The sequence below is a fragment of the Acinetobacter haemolyticus CIP 64.3 = MTCC 9819 genome (assembly GCF_000369065.1).
GTDB classification, from domain to species: domain Bacteria; phylum Pseudomonadota; class Gammaproteobacteria; order Pseudomonadales; family Moraxellaceae; genus Acinetobacter; species Acinetobacter haemolyticus.
Genome location: NZ_KB849799.1, coordinates 438527 through 450332 on the forward strand (window position 1 = coordinate 438527; position 11806 = coordinate 450332).

The following is an 11806-nucleotide window of genomic DNA, read 5'->3' on the forward strand; positions in this document are numbered from 1 at the left end:
CATATCAATAGATTTATGTCAAACATCTATCATTCAAAGTCAAAACCTACAGTATCTGATTTATTCCAATGCTGATTCATTTGCTCTGAAACTTTCTCTCTCGGGAGTCCTTCTTCAACATAAAAAAACCGAGTTTCCTTACTCTTTTTAAGCATCATCAAATGATAATTCACTACACATTTTTTCAATGTAACCGCAAAATCTCGTTGTGAATGATCAGTCAAATCTTGCTCTGCTTTCTCAATATCTTCATGCTGAATAAGCCAATTTAATTGCAAAGGATCACCATGATCAATTGGCACTGTAAGAACCTCTCCATCCTTAAAGCCACCTAAATATGCTATTTTCATGTTTTTCTCTCATTTTGTTTTGTTGTTCATGTATTTATTAAATCATAAAAAGTAGCCAAGAAGAATTGAGAAGCACAACAGTCTTACCAAACGACTACGTAACTATAAAAAATAAGTTATTAATAATTATAATAATTTTATACCAATATTGTGATAGCACAATTATTATCAAATCAAATTTGATAGATACCAAACTATAGTGATTAAACAAATGGTGGCATTAAAAAACCACTTAGGATTAGTACACCTAAGTGGTTGTTTTATATGGTGGGCCCACCGTGACTTGAACACGGGACCAACGGATTATGAGTCCGCTGCTCTAACCAACTGAGCTATAGGCCCTATAACTTTAAATCATATTATTATGATTAAATTCTGCGGAATTTTAGTTAAATTTAACTTAAATTACAAGCAGATGATTTTATCAAACATACAGAATTGTAAGTAAAATCATTAACTGCGCTGATTCTATCTGATCTTTGCGTATTGAGTAAAGCATATATTACGTTTTTTGATCATTTATAAGACATCCAAATTTTCATTCAATCTGGAATTTGCGGATATGTATTTTCTACAAAACTCGTATTACACTGCTGTCATTCAGTTGTAATGGTTGTGACCATGAGAAAACTTTTAGGAAAAACTATATTTAAAGCAACAGGTTGGGAATACGAAGTAGATCCTAACATTTTAGAAAAGAAACAAGTGATTATAGGTTTTGAGCATACATCTAACCTAGATACAATCTTATCACTTGCCCTATTTGAGATTTTGCAATTAAAAATCCATACTTTGATCAAAAAAGAGTTGTTTAAAGGGCCATTAAAACCTGTCCTGGAACGTCTAGGGGGTATCCCTGTTGATCGTAAGGCGAGCAAAGATATCGTGACTCAAATGGTTGATCTATTTAATCAGAATGAGCAGTTTAATCTTGTCATCGCACCTGAGGCCACTCGAGCAAAAGATGGTGAAGAACGTAAGCCAATCCGTACAGGTTTTTGGCATATTGCCAAGGCAGCGAACGTCCCAATCATTTTAATGTATGCCAATGCACGGACCAAAAAAGGTGGAATTTTAGGGAAAATCCAGCCTACTGATCTACAACAAGATCTAGAGAAAATTAAAGCGATGTATGCTGAATATGACATTGATGTCAAAATTAATTAGAAAAAGTTTAGCTGATCAAGTTTTGTGATTTCATCATAATTTTATATTTTGAATGTTAGCGGTGAGAGTTTTCAACAAAACCCTTGCTATGCTAATATTCACGCACTTTTTGAGTTTTATTTTTTTGGAGTTACTTCCATGGCGGGTCATTCTAAATGGGCCAATATTAAGCATCGTAAAGCGAAACAAGATGCCAGTCGCGGTAAAGTCTTTACTAAATATATCCGCGAGATTGTTACCGCAGCAAGATTAGGCGGTCCTGATGCAGCGAGTAACCCTCGTTTACGTGCTGTTGTTGAAAAAGCACTTTCTGTCAATATGACACGTGACACCATCAATCGTGCAATCCAACGCGGCGCTGGTGGTGAAGAAAATGATGATTTAAAAGAAGTAACCTATGAAGGTTATGGTGTCGGTGGTGTTGCTGTTATCGTTGAAACGATGACTGATAATTTAAACCGTACTGTACCTGATGTTCGACACTGTTTTAGTAAAACCAATGGTAACTTAGGAACGAATGGTTCAGTTGCATATCTGTTTACTAAACGTGGTGAAATTTCTTTCGAAGATGTCTCATTAGAAGACAAAATTATGGAAGTCGCTTTAGAAGCGGGCGCTGATGATATCGAAGTTGATGAAGACAGCATTCTCGTCATTACCAGTCCAGAGAGCTTTGGTGAGGTTCAAGATGCGCTAGCTGCGGCAGGTTTAAAATCTGATAATGCCGAAGTCGTTATGAGCCCATCAACTAAGGCTGAAATCACGGATGTTGATCAAGCAAAACAAATCATGAAAATGATTGATATGTTAGAAGATCTTGATGATGTTCAAAACGTTTATACCAACGTTGAATTCTCTGAAGAAGTCTTAGAACAGCTTGATGCATAAGCAATCAATATGAGTAAAAAATGCATCTTTTTAGATGCATTTTTTATAGCTTATTTAAAAGTTTATAACAGTTAAAGACGTTGTATTCTTTGATCACAAAACTGGAATGCAGCGCGACAACACTGTCGATTTTACCAATACGGCGTAATAATATTTCACTGTAATCATCCATATTACGCGCAACAAGTTCTAAGATAAAATCTGCACTCTGCCCTGTGACCAAAAAAGCATTGGTTACTTCTGGAATATCTTCTAGCTCTTCTAAAAACTTATCAAAAGTCTCACTATCATGCTTGCTCAAAGAAACTTGCAATAAGATATGTAAACTGAATCCAAGCTTATTAAAGTTAATTTCTCTTTTTAGCTGTCCCATCACCTGAGATTCAATCAAATTTTTGATCCGACGATGCACCGAACTCACAGACAGATTAATACGTTCTGATAGCTCATTCAGGTTCATATCTTCATGCGTTAAGATCTCAAGAATCTGCTTATCGAAACGATCTAACTCCATCTTATTATTCCTTTTTCAATGCAATGAAATTTAGTCACCTATTATTTCCCTGTTTGCATTTTTTTAAAAGTGTATTTGACAATAATTTCCAATTTTTAAAGATTTTATTCAATTATATTTGAATAAAAAGTCATAACTTCAGATTATTTCCCACATACTGACCTATTAAACTTATTTTTTTCAACTCTAAGCTATTCTTACTACATATGATAAAAAATGAGCCAAGTTTTAGCTTGGCTCGTTTTTAAATAGATTTCATTTTAAGTTATATTGCAATCAAAAATTGCTTAAGCTTCTACAACTTTCAAATCAAGACCTGCTGTGTTTGCAAGTTCCGTAAACGTCGGAAAACTTGTTGCAACTGTTTCAGTACCATGAATCGTAATCGCACCAGCTGTTCTCAGACCAGCAATACTAAAACTCATTGCAATACGATGATCATGGTGAGATTCAATTTCACCACCATTAAAGATTGCTGACCAATCACCAGACTTGCCCTTACCTTCAATGATGATGCCATCTTCTGTTGGCGTGCAATCGATACCCATGATTTTCAAACCATCTGCCATCACTTGAATACGGTCAGATTCTTTAACACGAAGTTCAGCAGCACCCGTTAAAACAGTTTGACCTTCTGCACAAGCCGCAGCAATAAATAATGCTGGGAATTCGTCAATTGCCAATGGCACTTGATCTTCAGGCATATGAATGCCTTTTAACGTTCTTGAACCTTTAATATGAATATCTGCAATCGGTTCGCCGCCAGCGATACGTTCATTTTCAACAGTTAGGTCAGCACCCATTTGTTTTAGGATTTCAATGACACCTGTACGTGTTGGGTTAATACCGACCGCTTCCAGTACAACATCTGCACCTTCAGTAATCGCAGCACCAACCATAAAGAACGCAGCAGAAGAAATATCAGAAGGAACTTGAATATTCGTACCGACTAACTTACCACCGCCCACAAGAGAAATTTTATTGCCTTCAGTTTTCACATCATATCCAAAGGCACGTAACATACGTTCAGTATGATCACGTGTTGGTTCAGGTTCAGTCACTGAAGTTACACCTTCTGCCCATAAACCTGCCAATAAAATTCCAGACTTCACTTGGGCCGAAGCCATTGGTAAATCGTATTGAATCCCTTTAAGCGCTTGGTTACCTGTAATACTTACTGGTGGTGTACCTTTTTCACCGGTGGTTTGAATCTGAGCACCCATTTCACGAAGTGGCTTGGCAATACGCTCCATTGGACGTTTAGACAATGATGCATCACCTGTCATCACAGAATCAAACTTTTGCGCTGACAACATGCCAGACAATAAACGCATGCTTGTACCAGAGTTACCCATATATAAAGCGCTTGCAGGGGCTTTCAAGCCATGCATACCGACACCATGAATCGTGACTTCACCATTCTTCGGACCTTCGATGCTTACACCCATGTCACGGAAAGCTTGTAAAGTTGCCAATGCATCTTCACCCTCTAAGAAACCTGTCACATGCGTTGTGCCTTCAGCAATCGCTCCCAACATGATTGAGCGATGTGACACAGACTTGTCACCTGGTACGGTGAATTTACCTGTAAATGTTTTCTTTCCCGGTAAAATGCTAAATTGCTGTGTCACCTTGTTTTTCTCCATCAAAGGTTTTTTGGCTAACATATGGTTAAAGTGTTGACGAGCAGCTTGAGCATGCCCAAGCAATCCCATCAACGCTTGTGAATCTTCCTGTTCGATCAGTTTTTTCAACACTGAAAGTTGCTGTTCAAAACCTTCTACAGCATTCAAAATCGCAGTTTTGTTGGCGAAAAAAATATCATGCCACATTTGTGGATCACTGGCTGCGATTCGAGAAAAGTCTCGAAAACCACCCGCAGCATAACGGAAGATATCTAAATTATCTTCACGGTTCGCCAATTGCTCTACTAGATTGAAAGCCATCAAATGTGGTAAATGACTGGTGTGTGCCAATACTTCATCATGTTTGGTCACATCCATACAGATGACTTCAGCTTTCGCAGCAGACCAAAGCTGAATCAGCTTTTCGACCGCCCAATCCGCACTTATAGCAACTGGTGTCAAAATCACTTTATGATTTGCAAATAAATCGACTTTGCCTGCATGCACACCTGTATGTTCAGCACCTGCGATCGGATGTCCAGGAACAAAACCAACCGGTAGACGCTCACCAAACACGGCTTTTGCAGCCTCAACAACATTGCCTTTGGTACTTCCCACATCGGTAATGATGGCATTTTGGTCCAGATAAGGCTTGATCTGTTCGAGTACCTTTTGAGTTGCACGCACAGGTAGTGCCAAAACAATTAAGTCAGCACCTACAACAGCTTCTTCAGGATTTGCATAACCTTCTTGAATAATACCCAATGCTTTTGCGTCATCTAAAGTTTTCTTTGAGCGTGTTGAAGCGACAATTTCAGATGCAAGTTGTTCTGCCACAATCACACGAGCAAGACTAGACCCAATCAGTCCAAGTCCAATAAATGCAACTTTTTTAAATAATGGTTGAGACATAAAACATATTGGCCTAATAAGACGATTTTGATATGGATAGATGTATAAACCACCTACCCATACGGTCAAAAATTATAAAACAGCGATTGGATAAGAACCCAGTACTCGCAGCTCTTTAACCATCGGACGAATTTCGTCTAAAGCTGCAGCTACATTAGCTTGATCAATATGACCTTCTAAATCAATAAAGAACACATAGGCCCATTTTTCAGGTAAAGCTGGGCGCGTTTCAATACTAGTTAAGCTGATTTGATGCTTCGCAAATGGCGCAAGGATCTCTAATAAAGCACCTGCACGATCATGTGCTGAGATCAATAAAGAGGTTTTATCATTACCACTTTGAGGAATTTTTTCACGACCAATCACAAGGAATCGCGTCGTATTTTCTGGGTTATCCTCAATATTGCTATGTAAAATCTCAAGATTATACATATTCGCCGCAATGTCAGATGCAATCGCAGCAGAATGCCATTCATTACGAATACGACGTGCAGCCTCTGCATTAGAATTTAGGGCAACACGCTCTACACCGGGATAATGAGCATCCAACCACTTACGGCACTGTGCTAAAGTCTGCTGATGCGCATAAATCTGTTTAATACTATCTTTGCGGGTATTTTCTGATACAAGAAATTGATGATGAATCCGAAGTTCTACCTCACCAATGACATTTAAAGTCGATGCTTTAAAACAATCAAGGGTATGGTTTACGATTCCTTCAGATGAGTTTTCAACTGGCACTACACCATAATGTGCACTACCCGCCTCAACTTCACGGAACACTTCATCAATGGTTGGTAACGGACGCACGATAGCATCTTGCCCAAAATGTTTCAAAACAGCCGATTGCGTAAATGTTCCTTCTGGCCCTAAGAATGCAATGCTTTGCGGTGCTTCAAGCGCCAAACAAGCAGACATAATCTCACGGAATAATCGAGCCATCGTCGCATCAGATAATGGTCCTTGATTGCGTTCCATGACTTTACGTAATACCTGCGCTTCACGTTCTGGACGATAAAATAATGGATTCTCTTCTGCTGCAAATTTCGCCTTAGCTACTGCCTCAGCCAACGAAGCGCGGCGATTTAGTAATTCTTGGATTTGTTGATCAACACTATCAATATCATTACGAATTTGTTCTAAGTTAAGTGACGTCGATGTGTTCTGTCCATCGTTTACCATTGAATGTAGCCTCAGCAAAATCATCTATAAAAATGGATTACAATTCATCTATGAATTGATTTCCCGAGCTAGTATAACAAGACTTTATATGATTAAACACGCTGAGTTTTAACTCTTTTTATGAATGATTTATTGATTAGGCATTCATCGCCAAGCAAATTGGTTAAACAAGCCCATAAACATCTAAATCTTATAATTGACGACAGTAGGCATAGATGAACAGCACAGAGACATAATGTCTGATGTTCAGTTTTTTTTTAAGCATTGACCGCATAACAATTGAATACTGCCGCTTCGTTCTTGAGTTATGATGAAATTAAATGAAATAAGAATAGTAACTTGAAATGAATAAAATCTTATTGATAACCATATTCAGTCTAAACAGTATTCTTTTGACTGGCTGTATTGGTTGCTATAACCCTACAGGTTGTAGCCGTGATACATCACCTTATTATATGACTCAGACTACAACTCAAGTCCGCGGCATCACAATTCCAGCTCAAACCAAGTTGAAATACCAAACAAAGCACTCATTTCAAAAAGAACAACAAACACATGCTTTAGCGGAACAAAACCTTACTGCTATTCAATTACCTCCCGATACTGCAATACTCTGGGGCGATATGCCTTCTTATAGGTTTACAAAATTTTTCAATTCAGAAATGAAAGGTTTTTCAGTTTATCCTGCTGAGGGATTCTCCCCTCAATCGACCAATGAATTTGTCGTATTATGGCAAAGTTGTCGAAGCGCTTTGGATATCACTTTAACGAACCCCAATGATTGGTCGTTTAACCCTGAAAATATGGAAATACGTGGTTGCGGGGTAAATATACAAAAAAGGAGTCAATACAACGATGATTGGCCAAACCAAGATCAAGCAGACGATTTTTTAATGAAGATCAACAAGGCTCTGCACAAACTACCGAGACAACAGAACTATCCTATTATTTATAAAACGACCAACTAATATTATTTAGAAAAAACAGCCTACTCAAAAGCAGGCTGAATAATCTGGATAAATTAAGATTTTCCAATCAATCCACGTGCTACGATTTCTTTCATAATCTCGTTGGTACCACCGTAAATACGTTGGATACGTGCATCTACAAAGAAACGAGAAATCGGATATTCAATCATATAACCATAACCACCGAAGAGTTGAAGCAAGTTATCTGCAACTTTCATCTGCATATCAGTACTGAAGCTCTTCAATGCCGCAGCAGTTTCAACATCCAATTTACCTTGCATATACAATTCAACATTTTGGTTGTAGAACGCTGCCGTTGCTAATTCGTCAATCTTTGCTTGAGCCAACACGAAACGTGTATTTTGGAATTGCGCAATTGCTTGACCAAAAGCTTGACGCTCTTTTACATAGGTCGTTGCTAAATCAATTGCTCCGCGAATGGCACCCAAAGCAGTTGATGCAATTGCAGTACGTTCGCGTGGTAACTCTTGCATCAAATAAGCAAAACCTGAACCTGCGTTACCAAGTAATTGGTCTTTAGGTACTTTTACATTATCAAAGAACAATTCTGAAGTATCTTGCGAATGTAAACCGATCTTGTCTAAATTTGTTCCCTTCTTAAATCCATCCAGATGGGTATCGACCAACAATAAAGATACGCCTTTAGCACGTGCTTGTGGATCGGTTTTTACCGCAAGTACCACAACATCCGCATGTTGACCATTTGAAATAAAAGTTTTAGAGCCATTCAATAAATAATGATCATCTTGCAAAATGGCACTCGTACGCATTGCTTGTAAATCTGAACCAGCACCCGGTTCAGTCATCCCAATCGCGCCAACAGCTTCACCAGATACCATTTTAGGTAGCCAGTATTGCTTTTGCTCTTCTGTACCAATATGTTGAATATATGGTGCTGCAATTTCAGAGTGACATGAAATCGCGGTTGATAATGCGCAATAACCTGCACGTGCAGATTCTTCTACTAACATCAATGAATAATGCGTTGGTACACCATAACCACCATATTCTTCTGGCACATCTACACACAAGAAACCATTTTCACCTAATAAGTTCCAAACAGAACGAGGCATAAGCCCTTCTCGTTCCCATTGTTCATAATGAGGTGCAATATGTTCGCTCATAAAACGTTTAAAGTTATCGCGGAAGAGTTCCAAATCTGCATCGTAAGCTAACATCATTATTTCCTTTCGATTTCATTTTTCTTAAAAAATCACTTCGCAGTCATGCTAATGATTTTTAGGCTAGATGTCATGTTCCGTTTGCATCAAATCACTAGACTCATTCGGTCAATTATTTTATTTGCAATCACGCAAATTGACGCACAATTGATTAATGATTAAACAGCACAACTGAATTTTTCCGCTAAACATGCTGCTTTTATGTCATATTAATTTCACTGCTAGCGACGTCTTAAATCCGATCATGAACACAAAACGAAATATCTATAAAACTGCTGAACATCCCTTTGCACAATATGTCCGTATTTTAGGGAAAGGCAAGACAGGTTCTCGCTCACTTAGCTATGAAGAAGCTTATCAAGCATTTAGCATGATTTTGAAAAATGAAGTACTTGATGTACAGCTTGGTGCTTTTTTAATGCTTTTACGTGTTAAAGAGGAATCTGTAGATGAACTTGCTGGTTTTGTTCAAGCGACCCGTGATCAATTGAACTTTGCCCCACTTGATGTCGATTTAGACTGGTCATCGTATGCCGGTAAACGTAAACACTATCCTTGGTTTTTATTAGCAGCACTAACTTTGGCACATCATGGTTACAAGATCGTTATGCATGGTGCATCAGGTCACACCATTAACCGTGTTTATACTGAGCAAGTTCTTCAATACTTAGGCTATTCTATTTGCCAAAATGAACAAGATGTCAGCACTCAACTTAATCAGCATAATTTTGCCTATCTGCCACTAGAAGTCATCTCACCAATTCTAAGTGAGCTTATTTCACTGAGAAACGTGATGGGCTTACGCTCTCCGATTCACACACTTGCGCGTTTAATTAATCCATTCAATGCTAAGGCAACTTTACAAGCTATTTTCCATCCTGCTTATCGTACTTCACACCAGCAAACCGCTTTTCGTTTAGGTTATCAAAATAGTGCAGTGATTAAGGGTGAAGGTGGTGAGTTTGAACGTAATCCTGATGCCAAGACACTTATTTGTGGAATAAAAAATGGGGAGTTATATGAGCATGAATTACCAAAACTGACGCCTGATCGTAGCCCAATCGAAGAGGAACTTGATCTTGCAGTATTTAAAGCTGTTTGGCTCGGTGAGCAAACACACGAATATGGTGAAATGGCAATCATAGAGACTATGGGAATCGCACTTTATACAATGGGCGCTGTCAACAGCTACGATGAAGCCATGGTAAAGGCTAAAGTTCTTTGGGATAGTCGTTTAAATTAGAATGAGTGAAGCGATTTCTCAGTGAAGTCGCCTTTAATCACTGAAATTTCAATACAGATCTCATTTTTGGTTATCACTTCTATCTTATGCTTCTTTGTATACCACTCATGATAAGCTATGCCAAAGTCATAACTCCCAAACAGATTGCAAAGTCCTGCATTATGGGGTTTTTCTATTTCGTTTATAGAGGTACCAATAAGCCGCTCTGGATTACTAAAAAACTCTTCAATCTGTTGTTTATTTTTGACTATTTCAAAATTTTTATCCTCAGAAAAAAAACTAGGATTCAGTGAATAATTCTTTTTAAATAACTCTTCATAAACAATAATTAGAATAACTGCAATAATTGGCAGCAATATAAACAAATGATAATTTTTACTTAGCCAAAAATAGATAGTTAACCTTAAAAGCAACCCTATTACTAGACCTCCATAAATATAAGACAAACAAATCTGAATTTTGCTCAATTTTAAGTAATAACAAAACCAATAAAAACTGAGTGTAATGACACTAAAAATCAACAATATGAATGGGTTAAAATGAGAAAAACAGAGCACACTTAATAACAAACACATAAAATAAATTATAGGCATGACTTACCCCCAAAATAAAATTCAATTAAATATTTTTTGAGGGAAAATTTAAAATTGGTGTATTATTTCCATCCCAAATTCAACCAACATTCCATCTATTCACTATCAAACTGCCAATATACCTCACCCCAATCCTGAGTTTTAAGCTCAGGTAAGATTTCACCTTGCTTAAAATATTGTCGTGAATTTTCTTGTGCGACTGTAAACCAGTAACCAGTTTTTGGGCATACTTGACCTGCTCGTACACTCAGTTTCTCGGTAGCTTCTATGTTGGTATCAGCCTTGGCATTAATATTTTCAATATTAAAAATATATGTTTTCTCCTCTTCTGGAATCGTTCCATCCAAATAACGTTTATCTTCCCAAATTAAGTTCCATTCGGTAGATTTAGATTTCTGTATATCTCCATTACTATATTTTGGTGCAATGGTTCCTTGATAAAAGTAATTAGGGCAGCCTTTATCCCCACCATCTAGTTTTGCCTCATAAATGCCAGTTATAGATATTTCATGGTCGGATTCTATAACAATTGTGTCAAAACTCTTGCATTCTAATGAGCTACTCACTTTATCTATAATATTTTCTTTATATAAAGGCCAATAACTTAATTCAAACAATGATTCAAAACTCCATTTTTGAAATAATTTATCTAAATTTTTAGGCAGAAAATATTGTGCATACTTATAATCTGATGAAACTGTAATTTTTGCTATATCTAGCATTTCAGATGCTATAAGAAGCTTTTTAATAGCCCCAATATGATATGGTTCTTCAAATAGACTACCATCTCTCCCACGTATACCTAGTTCAATATATAAAGGATCATTAGCTAAATCTTTCTCATCTCCATAACGGCCAAATATTACTCCTTTTATTCCGCCTTCAAAAAACAAAGGATATATTTCATTTTTATATGGTGTTCTAAAAAAAAGTTCTAACGCTTTTTCTTGATTATTCAATACATTTAAATACATTACGTATTGTTTCTCATAGTTTTCACTATAATTTTCTTTAATCTCATTTGTAGGATTTCTTAAAAGTCGTTCAAACTCTCTAACAAAGTCAGCATGTAGATCATATATTTTCTTAAAAAAAGAATAACTTGAGTATATCTTATTCAAATCTATGGCTTTTTCCCGTTTAATCTCATTGGTTTTCACGT

Annotated in this window: 11 protein-coding genes and 1 tRNA gene; 4 read left to right on the plus strand and 8 right to left on the minus strand. The window is 37.2% G+C overall.

The genetic code is table 11. The annotated features are described in order from the left end of the window. Positions 1 to 29: 29 nt before the first annotated feature. Together F927_RS02130 and F927_RS02135 are read right to left on the minus strand one after the other, a co-directional pair. Positions 30 to 350 carry a hypothetical protein gene (locus F927_RS02130; RefSeq protein ID WP_005081038.1) on the minus strand — a complete coding sequence of 107 codons (321 nt, stop codon included), beginning with the start codon at positions 348 to 350 and terminating at the stop codon, positions 30 to 32. Positions 351 to 615: 265 nt separating this feature from the next. Then, positions 616 to 692, minus strand: a tRNA-Ile gene (locus F927_RS02135). A 279-nt stretch (positions 693 to 971) separates the two neighbouring features. Here F927_RS02135 and F927_RS02140 point away from each other — a divergent pair. Both F927_RS02140 and F927_RS02145 read left to right on the plus strand, forming a co-directional pair. Then, positions 972 to 1517, plus strand: coding sequence for a 1-acyl-sn-glycerol-3-phosphate acyltransferase (locus F927_RS02140; RefSeq protein ID WP_020846398.1), 546 nt, complete (start codon positions 972 to 974; stop codon positions 1515 to 1517). A 138-nt stretch (positions 1518 to 1655) separates the two neighbouring features. After that, on the plus strand, positions 1656 to 2405 hold the full coding sequence (locus tag F927_RS02145) for a YebC/PmpR family DNA-binding transcriptional regulator (RefSeq protein WP_004638700.1): 750 nt from the start codon (positions 1656 to 1658) through the stop codon (positions 2403 to 2405). A gap of 43 nt (positions 2406 to 2448) precedes the next feature. Here the strand turns inward: F927_RS02145 and F927_RS02150 are convergent, their stop codons facing one another. From F927_RS02150 to pheA, 3 genes are all read right to left on the minus strand, one after another. Beyond that, the gene (locus tag F927_RS02150; RefSeq protein WP_005081043.1) at positions 2449 to 2919 is read right to left on the minus strand and encodes an Lrp/AsnC family transcriptional regulator; all 471 of its coding nucleotides are present in this window, start codon (positions 2917 to 2919) and stop codon (positions 2449 to 2451) included. A 287-nt stretch (positions 2920 to 3206) separates the two neighbouring features. Beyond that, the gene (locus tag F927_RS02155; RefSeq protein ID WP_005081045.1) at positions 3207 to 5456 is read right to left on the minus strand and encodes a bifunctional prephenate dehydrogenase/3-phosphoshikimate 1-carboxyvinyltransferase; all 2250 of its coding nucleotides are present in this window, start codon (positions 5454 to 5456) and stop codon (positions 3207 to 3209) included. A gap of 72 nt (positions 5457 to 5528) precedes the next feature. Further along, positions 5529 to 6638 carry a prephenate dehydratase gene (gene pheA / locus F927_RS02160; RefSeq protein ID WP_005081048.1) on the minus strand — a complete coding sequence of 370 codons (1110 nt, stop codon included), beginning with the start codon at positions 6636 to 6638 and terminating at the stop codon, positions 5529 to 5531. Between the two features lie 344 nt (positions 6639 to 6982). On the opposite strand from pheA, the gene F927_RS02165 reads away from it, so the two are divergent. After that, positions 6983 to 7606 carry a hypothetical protein gene (locus F927_RS02165; RefSeq protein WP_005081050.1) on the plus strand — a complete coding sequence of 208 codons (624 nt, stop codon included), beginning with the start codon at positions 6983 to 6985 and terminating at the stop codon, positions 7604 to 7606. Between the two features lie 53 nt (positions 7607 to 7659). Here the strand turns inward: F927_RS02165 and F927_RS02170 are convergent, their stop codons facing one another. After that, complete coding sequence (locus tag F927_RS02170) at positions 7660 to 8805, minus strand: acyl-CoA dehydrogenase family protein (protein ID WP_005081053.1); 1146 nt, start codon at positions 8803 to 8805, stop codon at positions 7660 to 7662. A 247-nt stretch (positions 8806 to 9052) separates the two neighbouring features. Here F927_RS02170 and F927_RS02175 point away from each other — a divergent pair, with 247 nt between their 5' ends. After that, entirely contained in the window at positions 9053 to 10051 is a 999-nt protein-coding gene (locus F927_RS02175; RefSeq protein ID WP_020846396.1) for a glycosyl transferase family protein, read from the plus strand. Here the strand turns inward: F927_RS02175 and F927_RS02180 are convergent. Then, positions 10048 to 10497 (minus strand): hypothetical protein, encoded by a 450-nt coding sequence (locus tag F927_RS02180; RefSeq protein ID WP_228127567.1) that lies wholly within the window; start codon positions 10495 to 10497, stop codon positions 10048 to 10050. The genes F927_RS02175 and F927_RS02180 overlap by 4 nt on opposite strands. Before the next feature lie 242 nt (positions 10498 to 10739). Then, positions 10740 to 11804 (minus strand): Imm71 family immunity protein, encoded by a 1065-nt coding sequence (locus F927_RS02185; RefSeq protein ID WP_005081059.1) that lies wholly within the window; start codon positions 11802 to 11804, stop codon positions 10740 to 10742. Between the last annotated feature and the right edge of the window lie 2 nt (positions 11805 to 11806).

Bases quoted from the DNA above. Each gene is read 5' to 3' on its own strand.
- F927_RS02150 (WP_005081043.1), bottom strand. From the start codon at position 2,919: ATGGAGTTAGATCGTTTCGATAAGCAGATTCTTGAGATCTTAACGCAT.
- F927_RS02155 (WP_005081045.1), bottom strand. From the start codon at position 5,456: ATGTCTCAACCATTATTTAAAAAAGTTGCATTTATTGGACTTGGACTG.
- F927_RS02175 (WP_020846396.1), top strand. From the start codon at position 9,053: ATGAACACAAAACGAAATATCTATAAAACTGCTGAACATCCCTTTGCA.
- F927_RS02140 (WP_020846398.1), top strand. From the start codon at position 972: ATGAGAAAACTTTTAGGAAAAACTATATTTAAAGCAACAGGTTGGGAA.
- pheA (WP_005081048.1), bottom strand. From the start codon at position 6,638: ATGGTAAACGATGGACAGAACACATCGACGTCACTTAACTTAGAACAA.
- F927_RS02165 (WP_005081050.1), top strand. From the start codon at position 6,983: ATGAATAAAATCTTATTGATAACCATATTCAGTCTAAACAGTATTCTT.
- F927_RS02170 (WP_005081053.1), bottom strand. From the start codon at position 8,805: ATGTTAGCTTACGATGCAGATTTGGAACTCTTCCGCGATAACTTTAAA.
- F927_RS02145 (WP_004638700.1), top strand. From the start codon at position 1,656: ATGGCGGGTCATTCTAAATGGGCCAATATTAAGCATCGTAAAGCGAAA.
- F927_RS02130 (WP_005081038.1), bottom strand. From the start codon at position 350: ATGAAAATAGCATATTTAGGTGGCTTTAAGGATGGAGAGGTTCTTACA.